This window comes from Paraburkholderia sediminicola (assembly GCF_046026675.1).
GTDB classification, from domain to species: Bacteria; Pseudomonadota; Gammaproteobacteria; order Burkholderiales; family Burkholderiaceae; genus Paraburkholderia; species Paraburkholderia sediminicola_F.
The window spans coordinates 2,881,482-2,903,481 of sequence record NZ_JAQQEY010000002.1; the positions used below are offsets into that span (position 1 = coordinate 2,881,482).

A 22,000-nucleotide genomic window follows, 5' to 3' on the forward strand; every position below is an offset into this window, starting at 1 on the left:
AGGACAATCCTTAGAGATTGATTAGCGTTTGATCCACTGTCTGCTGCGTCTTGATTGACTGAGAGTTGGCCTGATAGTTACGCTGGGCTGTTATCAGATGGACGAGCTCAGTCGTCAAATCGACTGTCGATCCCTCTAATGCACCGCCTTGAACGTCGCCGTGGTTAGTCGAACCCGGCGTGGCAATCTGCGCTGCGCCGGAGCTCGCAGATTGACCAAAAAGATTGCCGCCCAAGTTGATCAGGCCATCCGGGTCGGTAAAGTCTGCGAGAACTATCTGCCCTATCGGCTGCGCGCTTCTATTCGGGTAGATCCCGGTAATCGTTCCATCACTGCCAATCGTATAACTCTGGAGTTGCCCGGCGGGAGAACCGTCCGGGGTCAGATTCGTTATGCCATTGGCTTGCCCGTATTGAGTGGTACCCGTTAGATTCAGCGTTAGCGACTGAGTAGTCGCTCCCCCATCCGCGCCATTGGGAATGTTAAACGCAAATTGGGCCGGATTTGGCGCTGTCAAATTTCCGGACGTGTCAAACGTAGCAGTCCCTAGCAAGCCGGTCGAGCCCGGCCCCACCGGAGCAGCCGGGCTGCCCGATGTTCCATAGACATCCCATGAGCCAACAGCGTTCTTGACAAAATACAGGTTGACGTCGTGCGCACCGCCAAGCGAGTCATACACAGAAGTCGTCGTTGAATAGTTGTAACTCGTTGGGTCTGATGCAGAAAAAGTGGCAGTCTTGGGGATCGGATCCTGCGAGTTCAGATTGAACGCCGCAGCAATATTTTTTGACGGCGTCGGTGCCAAATCGGCGCGCGGGATCTGCAAAGGGACGATGCTGCCCTTGTCGATGACACCATCTGCATTCACAGCATAGCCCATAAGCGGCAGGCCGTCGGCGTTGACTATTGTTCCGTTTTGGTCGGGATGAAACTGGCCATTTCTGGAATACACGGTCGCACCATTCTTTTGCAACGCAAAAAAACCGTTCCCATTAATGGCGACGTCAAGGCTGTTGTTCGTGGTGGTAATCGTTCCTTGCGTAAAAATCTGATGGATATTGGATACGCGTGTTCCAATGCCGATCTGGTTATTCACCGCAGTCGTCATCGCACTCGCATACATATCCGCGAATTCTGCCCTGCTTTCCTTGTACCCCACGGTATTAGCGTTCGCTATGTTGTTGGAAACAACATCGAGATCACTCGATGCGCCGGCCAGTCCGCTCAAAGCTGTTGCATAGCTCATTTTTATGCTCCGAAAAACGTGTAGATCAAAAGAATCGAGGAAGTAAGGATTTATCCCAGACCGGATCGTCGGGAAAAGTGCCCAATTTCAACAAAAACGCTGCTGATTAAAGGTGGCGTAAAAAAATGAGACGATCCACCACCGTTTAGCTGAAATCTGACTTGTATCGTCGTGGAAATTGGCAAGTTAAATTCTTCTACGTCGAATTCAATTGCCCTGGGCAGATGCTCGCCAAAGTATCGGAAGTCGAGCATCCCAACGAAGGCGAGCTCGCGGTCAAAAAGATAGCCTGTGGCCTGGAGCGGACGTTTCGCTGGGTCTACGCATGTAACCCCTACTTTGAGACTTCGAATGACATCGTCGGGACTCGTACAATGTGACCTGAAGCTCGGACCGGCGGCTTCGCTATTCCAGCCGCTCACGCATACGCTGCAAATGGCGAAACCTTTGCAGCCGTCAGCGGCCGAATCACACTCCACGATGGCCGAAGGTACGGGTAAGGATTCGTCTTGTCCGGGCGCTGACCGTCGAACGCTCTGCCAGTACACGGACGGCGGAAAGAATAGAGGCTTATGGTTTTTCTCAATGGATTCCATGGAACATTCCGTTGGGATGGTTGCTGTCTCATGTACTGAATTATTGGGCCAATGAGTAGAGATGTTTCGTCAAACTAAGCAAGGATTTGGCAGCAACTCCTCTTTTAATGTCCTTGTTTTTCGTGGTTAAAATTCTTTTTCCATAAATAGATAACGGTTATCTAAATACGTATCCTATTTCTAATCTTCTGATAACCGTTATCTACTCCAGCGCGCAGTCGAGCTGAATTCCGCGGGGCAGTCAAAACGGATACTCGCGCGTAGGTGCCTGAAAGTTAATTAGAGAACGTGCTGGTTCTTCGACCGTTAAACGTGCTGGCGAGCATCAACTAGTGCGGCGACGTTAGCTACATCTACTGATTACTGTTAGCAGAAAACCAGCGGAGACTCCCAGAAGTACACGCTCGCCCACATCTTCATCCCCATGTTGCGGGCAGCGATGAGGTGAACCGGGAATTTTGTAGCGCAATGTATCTGCGGTCGGCCAGGAAAAACTAGCTTGCATTCCTGTCTGTGGCAGACACACGCCAGACACGTTTAAGCCTTCCAATGAAGTCCCGCAAATCGATTCGCGGCGAGGCGGACAAGGCCGCGCCGTCGAACTCTCAATATCTGAACAACCTCGGAGTAAGGCCATGCCCCGCCTACTTGGAAAGTACCTTGCTAATAAGCGGATTGTTTGCGGCCCATACGTCTCACGCCGCGGCACCCGAAGATCTGACCGGCAAGAACGTCGTGCTGGTGCACGGCGCATTCGCCGACGGTTCGAGCTGGAGTCGCGTGATTCCTCTGCTCGAGGCACGCGGGCTACACGTAGTGTCGGTTCAAAATCCGCTGAACTCCCTTGCTGGCGACACGGCAGCGACGACACAGGTGATCGAACAGCAGAATGGTCCGGTGGTGCTGGTAGGGCATTCGTGGTCCGGCGCAGTCATCAGTCAGGCGGGTAACAATCCAAAGGTCAAGGCGCTGGTCTACATCGCGGCATTTGCACCCGACGAGCAGCAGTCGATTGCGGATATGACGAAGGGTCTGCCTGCGCCGGGTTGGTTCAGCGAATTGCGCAAGGACTCGGCGGGCTATATGACGCTGTCGGATAAGGGTATTCGCGAAGACTTCGCGCCAGATCTGCGGCCGTCGCAACAACGTATCGTAAGCGCCACTCAAGGGCCGTGATACTTCGGGTGCGCGGCCGACAAAGTCACGCAACCCGCCTGGAAAAACAAGCCCTCCTATTTCGTCGTGACCAGGCACGACCGGATGATCGATCCCGATCTGCAGGAGAAGATGGCCAAAAACATCGGCGCCACGGTCACGCGCGTGAATGGCAGCCATGTCTCGATGCTGAGCCACCCTCAGGCTGTTGCGGACGCTATCATCAACGCTGCGGAGCATGCTCGTCAGCCGCCGCAATAAGCCGGTACGTTACAAGAGTTCTGATCGAAGGCAGCGCGAGCGAATTGCGGCGTTTGTCGCGGTGAAACTATGCGCCGCCCCTGGACAAGCGCCTGTAGCTGCGCATAGCGGGAAAATCGACGATAGGGAATAGAAGCCGCTCCCAACTGTTTTGTCTCAGGTAGACAATCCATTTCGGAGCCAGACAGTGCAGAACCCGCAGCCGCAAGTCGAAGACGATCAGTTGAGTGAGCAGGTGTCCAACCCAGCACGCGTTCGCGCGCTCGGCAGCACGGAGCATCTTTTCTGGTTACTCGACCAGAACCGGCCGACGCATTTCGCCATGGTCGCCGAAATCGATCGGCGCTTCTCGCTCGACGCGTGGCATGCGGCCTTTCGCGTGCTCCAGCAGCGGCATCCGCTACTTTCGACTTACATCGGCGTAGACGCACAGTCGAACTCCAGCTTCTATAGCAAACCCGGCGCAGCAATACCATTGCGCGTAGCCGACCAGATCGCAACCACCTGGCAAACCGAAGTGGCGCGGGAAATCGCCACGCGCTTCGACTGGTCGGCCGCACCTTTGCTGCGTGCGACGCTGTTGCAAGGCGAGCACGATTCGACGTTGATTCTGGTCGCGCATCATTCCGTGGTCGACGGCATAGGCGGCGCGTATCTCATCGAAGACCTGCTGAACGCGCTTTCGGGGGAGTCGCTACCGCCCTTGCCGCTGGTCGAGTCGCTGGAAGCCGTTCTGGAAAGTGATATCCGGGCGGCAGCCGTTTTACCCGAGGCGCCGCTGGCGCCGACACCCAGGCCGTTTCGTGCCGGCGCTGCGGAAGTGCCACACGTCGAGGCGATCGAGCTTCCGGCGGAACTCACGCGTCGATTCATTGAGCGGTCTCGTACGGAGCGAACCACCGTGCACGGCGCGATCGCCGCGGCGGTTAACGAAGCCTGCCGACGTCTGTCGCCGGAATGGTCCACGCGCGCTTTGCGAACAGTTTCACCAATCGACGTACGTTATCTCGCCGACGAATTCGGCCTTTCGGACGGCGTATACATCACGCAAACCATTACCGTCGACCATCATCCTCGCGGCACGTCTTTATGGATTGCCGCCCGCAAGATCAAACACGATCTCGCCCCGTCGCAGACGCGTAGTAGCGCGGTGGCGGAACTGAAAGCGCTCGACGCCGCGATGTCGGCCAGGCCGAGCGTGCAACACGCGGCGGGATTTCTATCAGCGGTATTGGCCTTCGACGTTCTGCTGTCGAATCTGGGCAATCAGCCCATTCCTTCTGTCTACAAAAGCGTGTCGCTCAAAGCACTATGGGGTCCTTGCGTGACCTCCGGTTTCGCTGACGACCAGATGATCGGCGTCTGCACGGTCGCGGGCATGCTGCGCGTCACGCACACGAGCTATGGCGCAATGGCTGGACTTCTCGGCGAGTTAAAAGCAATTCTCGAAGAGGCGCTAGCCGCGTAGTTTGCGTTCAGATTCGAAAACATGACAAACTCCGCTCAATCCGTAGACGTTGCCGTTACAGCCTGGCATAAAGCAATCGAAGAATTCTGCCGGTTGCAGCCGCGTGCCTACACGAAGGAAGGTCCACGAGGCACGAGATCGATTCTGAGCGCCACGCCGGTCTCGGTTCTGAACGGCGTGATTAGCACTACCCGCGAACCCAATGTACCCGAGTTGAGTTCGCTCGCTGCGTCATACGACAACGAGGCACTCCCATGGAGCATTCAACTGCGCAGCGCTCCCGTTAATTCGGGCATTGCACAGATCGCGGCCGATCGCGGTTTAACCGTGTCCTTCACGTTGCCCTTCATGATCAAGCATCTGGGCGCGGACAATGGGAGGGCATTGCTGCCTGGCAACATAATCGTCCGGCGCGTTCCCGCGCAGGATCGCGATACATACAACACCGCCCTCGCCTCTGGTTTCGAAGCGCCAGGCGAGGCCTGCAAAGGTTTTAGTGCTCCACATATTCTGAGCGCCAAAGGAATGACCGCGTTTCTGGTTGAAGAAAGCGGAATCCCGGTTGCGACATCGTTTCGCATTGCTGTCAACGGACACGTCGGCGTATTCAACATCTCGACCCTGCCAGCGTACCGGCGACGCGGTTATGCACGTGCGGCGACGATAGCCGTGTTGCAACATGCCTATGCGCAAGGTGCTCGCACAGCATTCCTGCACTGCACGCCGGCGGCCCGCGGCGTTTACGCGTCGCTGGGCTTTGTGACTTCAGAAGAGTGGCCAGTGTATGCAACACCCTGAACGCCGGCGCGAACCACAGGCTTCACCCCCGCAACGTCGACACGTCGATCGAGTTCAGCCAGTTCCGCAAAGTCTCGCCGCCGACCGAGGACGAAACAGACGCGTTGTCACGCAATGACTTCAGATCAATGCCCGCATGCGCGAGTTCGACTGCGTGCCCGACCAACCAGCTTTCGATTCTCTGCGCGGATGCTTCCAGATGAAACTGTAACGCCAGCACCCGCGATCCAAGAGAGAACGCCTGGTTCGGATACAACGTCGTCGATGCGAGAAGTTCGGCGTCGCCCGGCAGATCGAACGTGTCGCCGTGCCAGTGCAACACCGATTTTGCCGCCAATGGCGCCAACACCGATCGCGCCCCCGCGTCAGTCAGCTCCACCTCGCCCCAGCCAATTTCCTTCCGCCCGCCCGGATAGACCCGCGCGCCGCCGACCCGCGCGATCAGCTGCGCACCGAGGCAAATGCCGAGGAGCGGACGGCCCGCCTTCAGTCGCGCTTCGATCAGCGCCAGCTCGTGACGCAGGAACGGATACCTGTCCTCTTCATACGCACCAATCGGACCGCCGAGGATCACGAGCACATCCGGCGCGCCGATATCGAGCGCCTGCAAGTCACCCGTAGGCGCATCCACGTAGCTGACCTGGTAGCCCGCTGTGGTGAACGCCGGCTCGAGCGTGCCAAGGTCTTCGAACGCCACGTGACGAATGGCTACTACCCGTTTCATGTTTCAAATCTCATTGATGGCTTGTGTTGCGGATAACGAATACGACTCGTGAGTCGATGCGAGTTCTTCGCGGATTCGCGCTCGTGCAGCCGGAACGCGGCGATGGAACGATACGATCCACACGGTGCCGACTGCAAGATACGCGAGGAACAGATACGGGAAATACGCCACCGGCGCCGGCGGCAACGGATAGACGCTGCCCACGGCCGGGATCAACAGCAAGATCAGCGCGGCGGCGCAGTAGCCGATGTCACGATTGCGCAATTGCCCGATGCGCGACAGATAGACGGGCGCCGCGATCGTGATCAGGAAATACGGAACGAGAAAGCCGAAGGCGGCAAGCGTGCCGACCCAGTTGAAAATCTCGAGCGGTGCATTGTGCGCGAGGGCGAGGATCGTCGGCACCGCGAATGCGATCGCGGCCATCACCGTCACGGCGACGTGCGGCGTCGCATTAGTCGAATGCGAGCCGGCTGTGGCAGCGTGAAACAGACCGTGGCGTCCCATTGCAAAGATCACGCGCGCGCCGGCATTGATGCATGACAGCGCCAGCGAGAAGAACGTGAACATCGCACCCAGCGACAGCGGGACCTGCAGGAACTTCACATGTGCGAGTTCGGCCAGCACGTTGAGCGGTGCGTCGACCTTGTCGAGCGTCGTCGTGTAGCCATTGAACCCGTCGACCATTGCATACGTGACGAACACGAAGAACGCGCCCGAAACGATCAGGCTCCAGATCACTGCTCGCGGGATCGATTTCAGCGGGTTCTTCGCTTCGGTGCCGAACGCGGTCGCGCATTCGAAGCCGACCAGACTGAAAATCGCGACCACCACGCCCAGCCCCATGCTCGACAGCGGCGTATCGCTCAGATTCAGTTGACGGGTCTCGATCGCGAAGTGATGCTGGGTGAGCACGATCGAGCACAGTGCGACGATCAGCAACATCGACACGCCTTCGAGAATCAGCATCAGCACAGCCGACAGTTGCACATTTTTCCACGCGCAATACCACGCAAGCGCCGCGCAGGTCACGAAGGAAACGACGGGCGGCAGACTCAGCCCCGCCATCTCGCCCAGCTTGCCCGCGAACACCGCAAACCCGGTCATGCCGGCCATCGCAATGCCGAGATATGCCCAAATCAGCGACCACCCGGCGATCCCGCCAGCGGTCAGCCCCAAGCCCCGGCTGGTGTACGCATACATCGAACCGACGCCGGCCGAACGTCGCGCGAACTGATTCAGGTTCAGAGCGACGAACAGCAGCATCACCGTGCCGAGCGCATACGCGAGCCAGCTCAGGTCGCCAGTGTTCGAGAACATCACGGGGACGATCAGCGCGGCCGTCATGGTGGGGGAAATCAGCGCGATGGCCTGTCCCAGTAGTTCGGAAAAGCTCAGACAGTTGGCGCGAAGAGGATTGGTTTCCATGGATTGCACCTTGAGGTCAAAGACGAGATCGGGGTGCCACGAATATATTTTCGTGACTTCATTGTTGATGAACCGATGCTACGATCTCGTTGGACCAGATGAATCCTCCAGAAAATTAAAGAAGGGTGGACCAGCATGCTGAGACCGTCGGAAATGGGCCTGACGATCGATCGGGACCAGAAAACACCGCCTTATCTGCAGATCGTTCATGCGGTGATCGAAGACATTCGCCGTGGCCGCCTTCATCCGGGCGACGCCTTGCCGAGTACCCGCGACCTCGCCGACGCGCTGGAAGTCAATCGTAAGACAGTGATCCTCGCGTACGACGAACTCACCGCGCAGGGATGGCTCACGCCCGAGCGGGCTCGCGGCACGTTCGTATCGCCGAGTTTGCCGACGGCGCAGCCGGCCGCGTTCGCATTCCGGCCGGTCGAAGCGCCGCGCGTGCCGGAAGAGCCCGATTTTCGACTGCCCGGTCAAAAAACCCGCGTGGATTTTTTGCTGCCCGAGCCAGGCGTGCTGATGTTCGACGACGGCGCACCGGACACGCGGCTCGTGCCCGTCAACGAAATGGCGCGCGCGTACCGGCGCAGCCTGCTGGCGCTGAGCCGAGATAATCAGTTAGGCTATGGAGATCCACGCGGCACCTGGTCCCTGCGCAACTCGATCTCCTCAATGCTCAACGCCGAGCGCGGTCTCAACACGACCGCCGAAACCATCTGCCTGACACGCGGTAGCCAGATGGCGATCTTCGTCGCCGCACGCGTGCTGACCCAACCGGGCGACACGGCCGTGCTGGAATCGCTCAGCTATCCGCCCGCACGTGAGGCTTTTCTCGCCAACGGCGCCGAGGTCGTCACCGCGCATATCGACGACAAGGGCATGCAACTCGACGAACTCGAAAGGATCTGTCGCCGCAAGCGGGTGCGATGCGTCTATCTGACACCGCATCACCAGTTTCCGACCACGGTGTTGCTGCCGCCGGAACGCCGTTTGAGGCTGCTGGCGCTCGCCGATCAGTTCGGCTTCGCCATCATCGAGGATGACTATGACCACGACTTCCATTTCTCGCACCGGCCGATGTTGCCGCTCGCCAGTGCCGATCAGTGGGGAAAGGTTGCATATATCGGCTCGCTGTCGAAATTGCTGACGCCGAGTCTGCGTAGCGGCTATATCGCGGGCGCAAAGCGCTTCGTCGATCGCGTGGCGGAAGAAATTCTGCTCATCGACCGCCAGGGCGATCCCACGACCGAACGCGCGGTCGCCGAGATGATGGAAGCTGGCGAGATTCGTCGTCACGCGCGCAAAGCGCTGCGTATTTACGACGAGCGACGCATGTTTTTTGCGGCTCTACTGAAGCGTCATTTCGGGTCAGCGATCGAGTTCGATGTACCGGATGGCGGCTTGGCGTTCTGGGTGCGTTTCGACGAGAGTGTCGATGTCGGCAAACTGGTTGCTGGTGCGCCGTCGCACGGCGTAAAGGTGCTGCCCGGCGCGACGTATTCGATGTCCGGCGAACCGACCTCCGGGCTGAGGCTGGGCTTTGCCAGTCTGAACGAGCGCGAACTCTCGGAAGCAGTCACGCGGCTCGCGGCAAGCTGGCGGAGTCTGCAGGATTAGAAGGCGCAAAGGCGTCACGTTTGTTGCGCGACGCCTTCGGTCAGCGGGAGTCGAACTGGCCCGACCGTTACGCAGCGTGCTCGAAGAAAGTATCGTCGAGCAGCATGTCTTCAAAGAATGCGCCGTACGCTTTCTCAGGATGCCGAATGTGAATCTCCAGCACCCACAGTAACGGCGAAGGGCTGAACGGCACTTCGGCGAGAGGGCCTTCGTAAATCGCCGCGTGCGGGAAGTCGGAAATCCGGTGACCCGACAGATCGAGGTTCAGTTTCCAGCCCAGTTCGCTCGCACGACGATCGGCGAATTGGTAGAGCGCTTCACCCGTCAGCTTGTCGTCACGCCACCTGGCGCGCACTTCGTGGAACAGCGCCTTGGCGTCGCTCGCACAGCGAGCCATCTCGGGGTCGGCGCCGGTGACGAATGTATCACCGCCATCGCCCTCCCACTGCTCCCAGACCGGACCAATGTCAATCAGGAAGATATCCTCAGCGCCCAGCACGACGCCTGGATCGGACGGCGCACCAAAGGTTTTGGTCGTGTTGGAGCCGAACCGCACGTACACGTCATGCCAGCCGCGTCGCATTCCGGCCGCTTTGAGGATGTCTTTCGCGATTTCCACCGCGTCCTCCTCCACCATACCGGGATGGCATTGCGCAGCAATTTCATGGATCGCCGCGCGGGTTTTTGCTCGCACCGTCAGCATGGTGTCGGCGGCGAACGAGGCACCGACGCGTTCGAGGTCTGTCAAGGCGACTGTACTCATGGGGAAACACTCCGTTGTTGTGTGCAGCGGTTAGAGGTCGACTACGTCTATGAATCGAGGTCGATGTCGAAGCAAAGAATCACTGTTTCAGAGGATGGACACCGCAAGGCCGTCCGCCGATTTATCAAGCCGGATCTGGCACGCGAGCCGCGAGTGGGGCGTCACGTTGGGTAGGCATTCGAGCAGGTCCTGTTCATCGCGCCCCGGCGACGCCAACGTCGCACGCGAGGCATTGTCGATCTCGACCATGCAGGTTCCGCACGCACCTCTGCCGCCGCAAATGCTCGGGATTGCCACGCCCGAATCACGCAGCGCAACAAGCAGACTCTGGTCGACCAACATCGAGTGTTCAATGCCATTGGCGCTGATCCGAACGCTGCCGCCTGATCCGGAGGCTTGCATGATTTCGACGGTCCCGAAGGGATCAGAGAAAAAAGCGTTGGGGTGTAGTCCGCGTTGCGCGATCAAGGTGTCGCGGGCGTCTTCGATCATCGCGGGCGAACCGCACGCGTAAACATCGGCGTCCGCGAGCGATTCGAAGTCGTCCGTCACGGCGCGCTGGACGCGTCCGCGACGCGCATCTGCGATTCCCTCGACATTGCGCGACAGAACTGGAATGAAGCGGAAGTTATCGTGTAAACGCGCCCATTCGCGCGCGACGTTCTCAAGATACAGGTCGGCCGCCGAACGGCCGCCCCAATATAGCGAAACGGGTCTACGCCATCCTCCTGACACTATTGTTTCGACGATCGCCCGCACAGGTGCGAAGCCCGTGCTCGTGCAGATGAAGACAGCGTGTACTGCGCTCAGGCTGCGTTGCGAACCGAAATCGCCGAACGGTCCACGCCACGACACGCGGTCGCCGAGCTTGAGCGCACGCATCGCACGATCGCTGAACACGCCACCCGGAATGCGGCGAATATGAAGTTCGATGCAGCCGTCGACGAGCGCAGATCGCGCTAGCGAAAAGCTCCTGAAATGCCCGTCCTCGGCCAGTACGTCTATGTACTGGCCGGGCAACCATACGAATTCGTGGCCCTGTGCAAGGCGGATCCTCAGTACCGTCACAGCAGGCCCGTGTGGTTCGATCTGTTCGACCTGTCCATGCACCAACTTCGATGTACGCGCGCCTGCCGTTTCGATGCGTTCGGTGGTAATCGGTTGAATCATGTGCGGTCTGTAGCTGAGGATCACACTGCGAGCTTAGACAATAAGTGGGCCCCGCAATCCCTCCAGTTTTGCAAAGTACCCTGGTCCAGTCCGCGTTTACGTCGCGCCAAAAAGTTCGAGTGCGACCGACCTCAACCAGCGATTGCCGGGATCGCTGTGTTGGCAGCGGTGCCAATGCAGTTTCAGATCAAACGACGGAATTGGAAAAGGTGGCGTTAGTACCTGCACCCCGGCTATACGCGCAAACACCTCGCCAACGGGAAGCGGCACGGTCACGATCAGATCGGTCATTGCGATCACCATCGGAATGCTCAGAAAATGGGGCAACTTCAGAAGTTCTCGCCGCTCGACGCCATTGCTCTGCAAGTATTGTTCGACGATTTCCCAGCTTCGACCTTCCGTCTGCACCACGACGTGCGACAACTCCTTGAACTCTTTATGCGTGATTTCCCCGTTCACGACCGGATGCCCTTTGCGGGCGAGACACACGAATCCATGATTGAAGAGTCGCTGCTGAAAAATGTCGGATCCACGCAGATCTGGAAAGTAGCCCATCAAAAGATCCACCTTGCTGCGTTCGAGCAGGCTCATCAGGTCACGGTGCGAAGGTGAAATGGTCTGGATATCGACTAGCGGCGCTTCTCTCATGATTCTTGCCAGCAATCGCGGCAGAAAGGCCATCTCCCCCACATCCGACATCACGATTGTGAACGTCCGGCATGCCTGCGCGGGATCGAAAATCGGCGCCGTCAACACGTGTTCGCGCACATTCGCAAGCACGGCCTGAACGACGGGCGCGAGTTGCACAGCCCGAGGCGACGGTTGCATACCCGTGCGCATCTTCAGAAATAGCTCGTCGTTCATCTGCTTGCGCATCCTCTTGAGCGAATGCGAAATCGCGGGTTGACTGAGATCCAGTTCTTCAGCCGCGCGACCGAGATGTCCATGACGCCATAGCGCGTCGAACACCTTCAGCAGGTTCAGATCGAAGTTATCCATTTCATTCATGATCGTCATTCATGCCATTGCCTTGTCGAATGATGCGTGAGTCACGACACTTGCTAAACGTCAAAGAACTTTGGTCCGCCCCACGCAATGAAGACAAACCAGATCAGCATCGCATCGATAATCGATTGCGTTCCCATCGGTGCATTTCGAATCCGCCTATTTGCAATCAGCTTCCTGATCGTGTTGACGGATGGTTTCGATACTCAGGCCATCGGCTTCGCGGCCAAAGCCATGTCGGCGTCACTGAACATCCCGATCGCATCGTTCGGACAGGTCTTTTCCGCAGGCCTGTTCGGTGCGATGGTCGGCGCGTTTGTTCTCGGGCCGCTCGCGGATCGTTACGGGCGCCGCTGGACGTTGATCGGTTCCATTCTCACCTTCGCTGTGTTCTCTCTTCTGACGCCACGGGCCGCCAATCTGAACGGACTGCTGCTTTTCCGCTTCTTGGCCGGACTCGGTCTGGGCGGCGCAATCCCCAACCTTCTCGCGCTCTCATCCGAGTACGCGCCGCACCGGATGCGAGGACTACTGACCGGTGTACTTTACGCGGCTTTCCCACTTGGTGGCGCGGTGGGTGCCGCGACCAGCGCCCATCTCATCCCGCTCTATGGATGGCCGCTGCTGTTCTATGTGGGCGGCACGGTGCCGCTCTTTCTCGCTGCACTGGTCATCGCGCTGCCCGAATCGCTGCCTTTCCTGTTGCGACGCGACGCCGACCAGCGGACGGTTCGCACCATCATCGAACGAATCTCGCGGAATGCCGTGCCGCGCGACGCCACATACGTCGATCTCGAGGAACGCATTCCGGGTTTTCCGATCCGCCACCTGTTTTCTCACGGACGCACTACTGCCACGCTACTGCTATGGATCAGCTTTTTCATGTGCTTCGTGCTGTTAATCGTACTGGTGCTGTGGACACCCGCCTTGCTGCGTGGCGCGGGCGTCGGCGAGCATGCCGCCGCGCTGATCGTCGGGCTCATCAATCTTGGCAGCGTGGTGGGAACCGCTCTCGGCGGTCGTCTCGTGGATCGCCTCGTTCCGGCGCGAGTATTGCCGGCGCTGTTCATCTGCGGCGCGCTTAGCGTTTCGCCGCTCGGCTACGTGACTGGCTCGCCGATCCTGCTCGCGTTCTGCGCGACGCTATCCGGATTCTTCATTGGGGGCGGCAGTTCAGGCCTGTTGAGTCTCGCTGTATCGACCTATCCGAGCGCGGTGCGCGCGACCGGCGTGGGTTGGGCCATGGCCTTGGGCCGCCTGGGCCAGGTCGCAGGTCCGTTGCTGGTCGGCGCCGTGCTGGCGGGCGGCTTCAGTATCAACCGGATTTTCCTGTTCAGTGCGGTGCCGGCGCTGTGCGCCGCTGCCGCCATCGTGCTGCTCAAGCAGAGCTGCACGGATCGCTGCTTCGGCAGCGTGAAAGCGCAAACGCCGGGGACTCGCAACGCGTCGAATCTCTGAAGCGAAGTCGCGGGTCATTCAGTCAAGCAGGGCCGCATAGAGCCGGACCGGCCGTCATAGAACCACTCTAGAGGAATGTTATGCATATCGTTAGCCGCAAACAACCTGTTCTCGTCGTCGGAGGAGGAATCGGCGGACTCGCCGCGGCACTCTCACTGGCGCGAGAAGGTTGTCACGTGAAAGTACTTGAACAGGCGACTGTCATCGCCGAAATCGGCGCGGGCGTGCAGTTCGGTCCCAATGCATTCGCCGCCTTCGACGCGCTGGGTGTCGGCGAGCGAACCCGCAGCCGCGCGGTCTACACCGACTACATGACGATGATCGACGCCGTCGATGGCAAGCCGGTTGCGGACATATCCGTGGGCGACGCGTTTCGCAAGCGCTTCGGCAATCCATACGCGGTTACGCATCGTGCCGACGTGCATACCTCGCTGCTAGAGAGCGTCATGGAGTCGGACCGGATCGAACTCGTCACGTCGGCTCGCATTACGGGCGTCGAACAATCCGCCGATGGCGTGACGGCCATTGACGAGCGTGGCAACGCCTACAGCGGCTGTGCACTGATCGGCGCCGACGGCGTGAAATCGGCGATTCGTGAACAACTGGTCGGCGACGCGCCGCGGGTGTCCGGTCATGTCGTCTATCGCGCGGTGATCGACGCGAAGGATTTTCCCGCTGACCTGCGCTGGAATGCATCCGTACTGTGGGTCGGTCCGAAATGCCACATCGTTCATTACCCTGTTCGCGCCGGCGAGCAGTACAACCTCGTCGTCGCATTCCATAGCCGGCAGCAGGAAACGTGGGGCGTGACCGATGGCAGTCAGGAAGAAGTCCTGTCCTATTTCACCCAGTTCGACGAGCGTCCACACCGGCTCCTCTCTCTGCCCAAGACCTGGAAACGCTGGGCCACCGCGGATCGCGAGCCGATCGGTTGCTGGACGACCGGTCGCATCACATTGCTCGGCGACGCGGCGCACCCGCTGCTGCAATACCTCGCGCAAGGCGCCTGCATGGCGGTGGAAGATGCCGTGACACTCGGCGCCGCGGTGCGCGTGAAAGACGGTGACCTGCTCGCAGCATTTTCCGTTTATGAACGGGCACGCATTGCCCGTACCGCGCGCGTCGTCCTGTCGACGCGCGAGTTTGGCAGGCTTTGCCACGCGTCGGGAGTCGAACGGCTGGTGCGCAATTCGCTCTGGAAAGACAGAACACCTGAGCGTTTCTACGATTCGCTCGAATGGCTCTATGGATGGAAAGCGGACAACTGTCTCGCCGCCTGATTACGAACATAACGGCCTCACCTATGGAGTCACTCATGAAATTCGTTGTGCAACCCGCGCCAGTCGTGTCCATCCCTGTAGCGGGCGGAGACGGTCATTTTCCGGTACGACGTATCTATTGCGTCGGCCGAAATTACGCAGCGCACGTGCGCGAGATGGGGATGGACCCGGACCGCGAGCCGCCCTTCTTTTTCGCCAAGCCGACCGATGCGATCGTCGTCTCGCCGGCCAGCTTGCCTGCCCAGATTGCTTATCCGCCGGCCACCCGTGAATACCACTTCGAAATCGAACTGGTCGCGGCAATCGGAACGGCCGGACGCAACATTCCCGTCGAGCGGGCCAACGATCATATTTGGGGCTATGCCGTCGGTCTCGACATGACCCGCCGCGACTTGCAGATCACGGCAAGAAACAAGGGGCGGCCGTGGGAACCGGGCAAAAGCTTCGACCAGTCGGCGCCAATCTCGCTTCTGCATCCGGCGTCGTCGACCGGTCATCCCGCGGGCGGCGAAATCTGGCTCAAGGTGGACGGCCGCGACCGTCAACGCAGCGATCTCGACAGCTTGATCTGGTCGGTACCGGAAATCGTTTCCAACCTGTCCACGTACGTCGAATTGCAATCGGGCGACCTGATCTTCACTGGCACGCCGGAAGGTGTCGGCCCGGTCGAGCGTGGCGAGACCATGCATGGCGGCATCGCTGGACTGACGGACATTGAAGTGCGAGTGGTATGACATGAGCACGTCCGACCTCTCGCTTTATAACTTCTTCAACAGTTCGGCTGCCTACAGGGTTCGCATCGCCCTCGCACTGAAGCAGCTGCAATGGCGGCATATCGGCGTCAACCTGCGCGCCGGAAAACAGAACACCGCCGTGTATGCCGGCTTGAATCCGAATCGGCTCGTGCCGGTGCTGGAGGACGGCTTGCATAGCATCACGCAGTCGCTTGCCATCATCGATCATCTCGACCGGCTTCAGCCCGAACCGTTGCTCGTGCCTCGCGATGGACCGCTGCGCACACGGGTACTTGAAATTGCGCTGACCATTGCGTGCGATATGCATCCGCTGAACAACATGCGGGTCCAGAAGTATCTGAGCAACACCCTCGAACTGACAGATTTGCAGAAAGCCGAATGGATCAATCACTGGTTCACGGCCGGCTTCAATGCGCTGGAGAAATGGCTTCCCGAGCGCGAAGGCTGGAGTGTCGGCGACACGCCGACGCTTGCCGATTGCTGCATCGTGCCGCAGGTCGCCAACGCGCTGCGCGCAGCGTACGACCTCTCGCCATTCCCGCGTATACAACGCCTGTTCGATTTTTGCCAGCGGCATCCCGCGTTTCAAGCGGCGGCGCCTGGCGCACAGCCGGATTTCATCGGCCATTGATTTTGGAGATTTCCATCATGTCCGTTTTACCCAGCCCCGACGTTCAGGCGCAGCGCGAATCGTTCTACCGCGCACTGGAACCGCATTCGATGGCGGCATTGTGGACACGTCTGCGCACGCTGATCCCGTCGGAGCCGACGCCTGTGGGCGTCGCGCATCGTTGGAGTTATGAACTCGCGCGGCCGCATCTGCTCGAATCCGCTGAATTGATTTCGGCCACCGAAGCCGAGCGCCGCGTATTGTTACTCGAGAATCCGGGGCTGCCCGGCACGTCCCGCATCACCAACACGATTTATGCCGGCTTGCAGCTGATCATGCCGGGGGAGGTCGCGCCCGCGCATCGGCACACGCAGTCCGCGTTGCGTTTCATTATCGAAGGGAGCGCCGCGTTCACCGCGGTGGACGGCGAAAAAACCTATATGGAGCCGGGCGATTTCGTTATTACGCCCGCATGGACATGGCATCACCACGGGCACGAGGGCAGTGCGCCAATGGTGTGGCTGGACGGACTCGACATTCCTATCGTCGCGTTTTTCAACAGTGTCTTTCGCGAAGAACACGAGGTCGACGAAGCGCCGATCACGCGCCCGGCCGGCGATGCGCTCGCACGTTACGGCACCGGACTGATGCCGGTCGGCTACCGTTCCTCGACGCTGAATTCCCCTGTGTTCAACTATCCGTATGCCCGCACTCGCGAGGCGCTGTATGCGCTCTCTCGCGCGGGCGCACCGGACCCGCACGCCGGCCACCTGATGCGCTATACGAACCCCGTGGACGGCGGCTGGGCGATGCCGACGCTCGCGACGATGATTCGCATGCTACCGGCGGGTTTCTCGACCTCGCCTTACCGCTCGACCGACAGCGCCGTGTTCGTTTGCGTCGAGGGCGCCGGTTACGCGATTGTCGAAGGCCAACAGTTCGACTTCGCGCCGCATGACGTGGTGGTAATTCCCGGATGGATGAAGTACACGTTGCACGCAAGCGAGGACACGTTGCTGTTCTCTTATTCGGACCGCGTCGCACAGGAGAAGCTCGGGCTGTTCCGCGAGCAACGGTTCTGATTCAGCAATCCGAGTACGACCTCCGGCGTGGCCGGCACGATCGGCACGATCCGGCCGATCGCGTCGCCGATCGCCAACAGTCGCGGGCGGGGTACACCGCTATCCACAGCGACCCGGCACCTACTCCCCGTCCGCCTGGATCATCTTGCGCAGCAGAAACTGCAGCGCGACCCGCTCGCCTGCGTTAAACGCGCCATAGGTCCGCTCTGTGACCTCTTTGGCGAACGGCACCGTGTGTTCGATCAGCGCGACGCCGGCCGCAGTCGGGCGCACGATTACCTTGCGCCTGTCTTCGGCATCCGGGCCAACCTCGATCTGCGCGCGCGCCTTCAGCCGCTCGATCACGTATCGTGGCCTGATCGATCGCGGTGGTCTTGACGATGTCGTTTAGCGAACACTGCTGCTGATCCTTGACAGCGCAGAGCGCGACGAACTGCGCGGCGGTGAGATCGGAGTCAGGAATCGCCTCCTGAAAAATCGCGACGTGGCGCTGATAAGCGCGCCGCAGCAAATGGCCGATCTGGTCGTGAAAGTCATAGGTTTCTTCGTGGGATGTCATGAACGTGAATCACCCGCTCGCCGCGCCGCTAAGATAAAGAATTTTACACCCTTAATTTTCCCTTCCGTGCGCGGCTTGCCGGCGTCAGCGATCCCTCTGCTGGATTGCGACGAGCGCGTCCGCCAACGGCATCACGGCAGCGTATTTGTGCTGCATGTCGAACAGATTGGCCTCATGCGGACCTACCGCGCGATCGCCAACACAGTCGGAAAGCACGAGCGGACGAAAGCCGTTCGACATCGCATCGACGACGCTCTCGTCATCCGTACGCAAACTCTTTGGCGCGCGCGTAGACTGCCTCTTCGAGCGCGAACCGAAGATCTCGCCCAATCTTGAAGATTTCTCGTCAAAGGCCTGCAGTCGCCGGAATAGTCTTGTCTCGTGAACTGTTCTCACCTACACATGGGCTCTCAAGAGTGCATGAAAATCCGTTCACTCATCCACTGACAAGGACTCTTCATGGCACTTGACGATACCAAACTCAACGCATTCATGGGCAACTTCGCTCGTGATTTCGGTGCGGCAATGCATGCTGCGACAGTGGTGGTCGGAGACAAGCTTGGATTGTACAAAGCGCTGGCGGAGGCCCCGCTGCTTGCTGAAGAATTGGCGAGAAAGACCGAAACCGATGCCCGCTACGTGCGCGAATGGCTTTCCGCTCAGGCGGCAAGTGGCTACGTAAGGTACGACCCGGCTACAGAGAAGTTCAGCCTGACCGAGGAGCAGACTTTCGCCCTGGCGACAGAAGGCAGCCCCGCCTTTATTCCCGGCGCGTTCGAGGTCGCGGTCGCGGCATTCAAGGCGATACCACGGGCAATTTCCACGTTCCGCACAGGACTTGGAGTCGGCTGGCATCAGCATGATTCGTCACTATTCCACGGCACCGAACGATTCTTTCGACCCGGCTATTCCGCCCATCTCGTCGCAGACTGGATTCCGGCACTCGATGGGGTACATGACAAACTGGTGTCAGGCGCCAGTGTGGCCGACGTCGGCTGCGGGCACGGAGTCTCGACAATCATCATGGCACAGGCTTACCCGAATTCAACTTTTGTCGGCTTCGACTACCACGAGGCATCCACTCAACGCGCGCGCGAGTTGGCTGCGTCCGCAGGTGTGGCCGACCGCGTACGATTCGAAGTCGCATGCGCCCGGGATTTCCCCGGCCATGATTATGATCTGGTCGCAGTTTTTGACTGCCTGCATGACGTGGGCGACCCGATAGGTGCGTCGCGCCATGTCCGCGAGAGCATGAAGCCCGACGGCACCTGGTTGATCGTGGAACCCTTCGCAAATGACTCGCTCGAGGATAATATCAATCCGGTTGGCCGCATCTTCTACTCTGCTTCCACTTTGATATGCACACCCGCGTCTCGCGCTCAAGACGGCGCAATGTGTCTCGGCGCCCAGGCAGGTGAGACCCGCATCTCCGGCGTGGTGAAAGAAGGCGGTTTCACCCGGTTCCGACGTGCTTCGGAAACACCCTTTAACCTGATTTTCGAGGCACGCCCTTAACAAACGTGGTTATATCGAATCCAGTTTTCGGAGCTTCTATGGTGCGCTCTGGATATCCGTCCAACCGCTGCAACGCATTGCATCGGGTTACGATATTGTCACAGTGGAACGAGAGAAAGGCCGCCGCGGCGCGCAAATACATTTCCATCTTCTTACACCCAGGAATTCGTCTCATGTCCGGAAAATCAAATTCGCATTGGCCGCGTGCTCAGCGCGTTTTTTTGTATGTCTGCGCGGTATTTTCTGTGCAGCACGCGTTGGCTGAAGAACGCTGGCAAACTTTGCCACCGACACCCGCGCCGGTCGCGGGCGAACAGACAGGCAAAGCGGACGTAAACGGCATACATCTCTACTACGGAACAGTAGGCCGCGGCTCCCCGGTTATCGTGCTGCACGGGGGGCTTGCCAATTCGGATTACCTTAGCAACCAGGTCGAGGCATTGAAGAAGCGCCACAAGGTCATCGTGATCGATAGCCGTGGCCACGGACGCAGCACCCGCGATACGCGTCCATACGGATACGACTTGATGGCCGACGACGTCGTTGCCGTGATGGACAAGTTGCATCTGGAAAAAACGGACGTGGTCGGTTGGAGCGACGGCGCGATCATCGGGCTGGACCTTGCGATTCGCTACCCGGCGCGCGTCGGAAAGGTGGTCGCGTTCGCCGCGAATACAAAGACCGACGGCGTGATCGATGGCGTTGAAAAGAATCCGACTTTTGCCGCGTACATCAAGCGTGCCGGCAACGAGTACGCCCGCTTGTCCGCCACGCCGAAGCAGTATGACGCGTTCGTGGAGCAGATCAGCCATATGTGGGCGTCGCAGCCGAACTGGAGCGACGATCAGCTGAAAAAGATCACGTCGCCGGTGCTCGTGATGGACGGCGACCATGACGAGGCGATCAAGCGCAGTCATACCGAGTACATCGCTGCGACCATTCCAGGCGCCGGCTTGCAGATCCTGCCGAACACGAGTCACTTCGCGTTCTTGCAGGACCCGAAAGCATTCAACTTCGCGATGCTGCATTTTCTCGGAGACGAATGAGCAGCCGCGTTGCGCTGTCGAGGGCGCAACGCGCATTCGCAACCTGTCCTTGCTACTCCGCTTTCGCGGCCGATTGACGCACTGGCTTGAATGCCGTGCGCAACTCCTCCGCAAAGAGTTGCGGCTGTTCCCAAGCCGCAAAGTGACCGCCTTTGGAAGCCTGGTGATAGTAATACAGTGAGGGATATGCCTGCTCGCTCCAGGTCTTGGGTGCACGATAGATCTCATGCGGAAACACACTGATCGCTACCGGAACCTTGATGTCCCTGGTCTTTTGCGCAACAGAGCTGAAGTTGTTGTTGTTATTTTCCCAGTAGAACCTCGACGACGATGCGCCTGTGTTGGTCAGCCAATACAGCGTGATGTCGTTCAGCATCTCATCCTTGCTCAGGACACGCTCGGGCACCCCACCGCTGTCGCTCCATTGCGCAAACTTCTCATACATCCAGGCCGCGAGGCCCGAAGGCGAATCCGCGAGCGAGTATCCGATCGTCTCCGGGCGCGTGACCATCAGTGCACCGTATGCCGCGTTTCTGCCGAAGAACGTGCTCAGCGAATCGAATGCTTCCCGCTCGGACCCTGCCAGGCCAGCTGGAGCCGGGGCGCCGCCATTGATAGCCGTCACGAGGTTGCCCGGAACGGTAGCCGGCATATTGAGGTGAATGGCAAGCAGACCGGGGGGCGCCTGACGCGCGAGCGCGTCGGAAATCACTGAGCCATGGTCACCGCCTTGCGAGACGTAGTGCGTGTATCCGAGGCGTTTCATCAACACGTCCCACGCCCGTGCGGTGCGGTCGGGTCCCCAGCCCAAGTCCTTGGGCTTGCCCGAAAAGCCATAGCCTGGAATCGACGGGATCACGACATCAAACGCGTCTTCCGGACGTCCTCCGTAAGCCACCGGATCGGTCAACGGGCCGATCGCCTTGATGAACTCGAACGTCGAGCCCGGCCAGCCGTGAGTCAGGATGATAGGCAATGCATTGGGGTAGCGCGAACGAACGCGGATGAACTGGATGTCGACCCCATCGATGGTGGTCACGAACTCGGGCAGCGCATTGAGCTGAGCCTCGGCTTTGCGCCAGTCGTAATCGGTGCCCCAATAGCGTACGAGATCCTGAACCTTCGCCAACTGGATGCCCTGCGAATCGTCCTTGACAGTTTCCTTGTCCGGCCACCGCGTTTGCGCGATGCGTCTACGCAGGTCATCGAGTTGTGCTTGCGGAACCTGAACGCGAAACGGCCGAATGCTGTCGTCGCCGTTCGTGCCCGCCGCCGGAGAAATCGACGCACTGTCGGCGGAGTATGCGGGGCGCAGATAGCTTGCGGAGACGAGCAGGACCAATCCGATCGCCATCGTTAATCCCCTGCTGGCGTTGGTACGGAAAGGCGCGGTCGGACGGGCTGCTGCAAACATGGATGCTCTCCTATGAACTTGATGTACGGAAGACAGTCGCGAACCAT

The 22,000-nt window shown here is 59.3% G+C and carries 17 protein-coding genes and 3 pseudogenes; 11 read left to right on the forward strand and 9 right to left on the reverse strand.

The window, feature by feature from the left end:
• Nucleotides 1-10: 10 nt before the first annotated feature.
• Complete coding sequence (gene flgE / locus PQQ86_RS32570) at nt 11-1,246, reverse strand: flagellar hook protein FlgE (RefSeq protein ID WP_408276550.1); 1,236 nt, start codon at nt 1,244-1,246, stop codon at nt 11-13.
• Between the two features lie 1,244 nt (nt 1,247-2,490).
• Between flgE and PQQ86_RS32575 the strand changes: the two are divergent.
• The 3 genes and pseudogenes from PQQ86_RS32575 (at nt 2,491) to PQQ86_RS32585 (ending at nt 5,524) form a co-directional block, all read left to right on the forward strand.
• Nucleotides 2,491-3,258, forward strand: a pseudogene (locus PQQ86_RS32575) (alpha/beta fold hydrolase).
• Nucleotides 3,259-3,445: 187 nt separating this feature from the next.
• Nucleotides 3,446-4,726 (forward strand): condensation domain-containing protein, encoded by a 1,281-nt coding sequence (locus tag PQQ86_RS32580; RefSeq protein ID WP_408276553.1) that lies wholly within the window; start codon nt 3,446-3,448, stop codon nt 4,724-4,726.
• A gap of 213 nt (nt 4,727-4,939) precedes the next feature.
• Nucleotides 4,940-5,524, forward strand: a complete 585-nt coding sequence (locus PQQ86_RS32585) for a GNAT family N-acetyltransferase (protein ID WP_408276555.1) — start codon at nt 4,940-4,942, stop codon at nt 5,522-5,524.
• A gap of 22 nt (nt 5,525-5,546) precedes the next feature.
• Here the strand turns inward: PQQ86_RS32585 and PQQ86_RS32590 are convergent, their stop codons facing one another.
• Entirely contained in the window at nt 5,547-6,248 is a 702-nt protein-coding gene (locus tag PQQ86_RS32590) for a glutamine amidotransferase (protein WP_408276558.1), read from the reverse strand.
• 3 nt (nt 6,249-6,251) lie between these two features.
• On the reverse strand, nt 6,252-7,676 hold the full coding sequence (locus PQQ86_RS32595; protein WP_408276561.1) for an APC family permease: 1,425 nt from the start codon (nt 7,674-7,676) through the stop codon (nt 6,252-6,254).
• 135 nt (nt 7,677-7,811) lie between these two features.
• Between PQQ86_RS32595 and pdxR the strand changes: the two genes are divergently transcribed.
• Complete coding sequence (gene pdxR / locus PQQ86_RS32600; RefSeq protein WP_408276563.1) at nt 7,812-9,296, forward strand: MocR-like pyridoxine biosynthesis transcription factor PdxR; 1,485 nt, start codon at nt 7,812-7,814, stop codon at nt 9,294-9,296.
• 67 nt (nt 9,297-9,363) lie between these two features.
• Here the strand turns inward: pdxR and PQQ86_RS32605 are convergent, their stop codons facing one another.
• The 3 genes from PQQ86_RS32605 to PQQ86_RS32615 form a co-directional block, all read right to left on the reverse strand.
• Nucleotides 9,364-10,059, reverse strand: coding sequence for a M24 family metallopeptidase (locus PQQ86_RS32605; protein ID WP_408276566.1), 696 nt, complete (start codon nt 10,057-10,059; stop codon nt 9,364-9,366).
• Nucleotides 10,060-10,146: 87 nt separating this feature from the next.
• Nucleotides 10,147-11,229: an NAD(P)H-flavin reductase gene (locus tag PQQ86_RS32610; protein WP_408276569.1), complete on the reverse strand. Its 1,083-nt coding sequence runs from the start codon at nt 11,227-11,229 to the stop codon at nt 10,147-10,149.
• Nucleotides 11,230-11,325: 96 nt separating this feature from the next.
• On the reverse strand, nt 11,326-12,246 hold the full coding sequence (locus PQQ86_RS32615; RefSeq protein ID WP_408276572.1) for a LysR family transcriptional regulator: 921 nt from the start codon (nt 12,244-12,246) through the stop codon (nt 11,326-11,328).
• A 78-nt stretch (nt 12,247-12,324) separates the two neighbouring features.
• Here PQQ86_RS32615 and PQQ86_RS32620 point away from each other — a divergent pair, with 78 nt between their 5' ends.
• The 5 genes from PQQ86_RS32620 to gtdA all read left to right on the forward strand — a co-directional run bounded on the left by PQQ86_RS32620 (nt 12,325) and on the right by gtdA (nt 17,419).
• Nucleotides 12,325-13,692, forward strand: a complete 1,368-nt coding sequence (locus PQQ86_RS32620) for an MFS transporter (RefSeq protein WP_408276575.1) — start codon at nt 12,325-12,327, stop codon at nt 13,690-13,692.
• A gap of 80 nt (nt 13,693-13,772) precedes the next feature.
• Nucleotides 13,773-14,972, forward strand: a complete 1,200-nt coding sequence (locus PQQ86_RS32625; protein WP_408276577.1) for a 3-hydroxybenzoate 6-monooxygenase — start codon at nt 13,773-13,775, stop codon at nt 14,970-14,972.
• Nucleotides 14,973-15,007: 35 nt separating this feature from the next.
• Nucleotides 15,008-15,706: a fumarylacetoacetate hydrolase family protein gene (locus PQQ86_RS32630; RefSeq protein WP_408276580.1), complete on the forward strand. Its 699-nt coding sequence runs from the start codon at nt 15,008-15,010 to the stop codon at nt 15,704-15,706.
• Between the two features lies 1 nt (nt 15,707).
• Nucleotides 15,708-16,358 carry a maleylacetoacetate isomerase gene (gene maiA / locus PQQ86_RS32635; RefSeq protein ID WP_408276582.1) on the forward strand — a complete coding sequence of 217 codons (651 nt, stop codon included), beginning with the start codon at nt 15,708-15,710 and terminating at the stop codon, nt 16,356-16,358.
• Nucleotides 16,359-16,375: 17 nt separating this feature from the next.
• A complete protein-coding gene (gtdA, locus tag PQQ86_RS32640) occupies nt 16,376-17,419 on the forward strand; it encodes a gentisate 1,2-dioxygenase (protein WP_408276585.1) in 1,044 nt (347 codons plus the stop codon).
• 120 nt (nt 17,420-17,539) lie between these two features.
• Here gtdA and PQQ86_RS32645 read toward each other — a convergent pair.
• Both PQQ86_RS32645 and PQQ86_RS32650 read right to left on the reverse strand, forming a co-directional pair.
• Nucleotides 17,540-17,978: pseudogene (locus tag PQQ86_RS32645) on the reverse strand (MarR family winged helix-turn-helix transcriptional regulator).
• Between the two features lie 84 nt (nt 17,979-18,062).
• A pseudogene (locus PQQ86_RS32650) lies at nt 18,063-18,233 on the reverse strand (isochorismatase family protein); the annotation flags it as partial.
• Between the two features lie 204 nt (nt 18,234-18,437).
• Here PQQ86_RS32650 and PQQ86_RS32655 point away from each other — a divergent pair.
• Both PQQ86_RS32655 and PQQ86_RS32660 read left to right on the forward strand, forming a co-directional pair.
• Nucleotides 18,438-19,493, forward strand: coding sequence for a class I SAM-dependent methyltransferase (locus PQQ86_RS32655; protein ID WP_408276588.1), 1,056 nt, complete (start codon nt 18,438-18,440; stop codon nt 19,491-19,493).
• 173 nt (nt 19,494-19,666) lie between these two features.
• Nucleotides 19,667-20,539: an alpha/beta fold hydrolase gene (locus PQQ86_RS32660; protein ID WP_408276591.1), complete on the forward strand. Its 873-nt coding sequence runs from the start codon at nt 19,667-19,669 to the stop codon at nt 20,537-20,539.
• A 52-nt stretch (nt 20,540-20,591) separates the two neighbouring features.
• Here PQQ86_RS32660 and PQQ86_RS32665 read toward each other — a convergent pair whose 3' ends face one another.
• Nucleotides 20,592-21,953: an epoxide hydrolase family protein gene (locus tag PQQ86_RS32665; RefSeq protein ID WP_408276594.1), complete on the reverse strand. Its 1,362-nt coding sequence runs from the start codon at nt 21,951-21,953 to the stop codon at nt 20,592-20,594.
• Between the last annotated feature and the right edge of the window lie 47 nt (nt 21,954-22,000).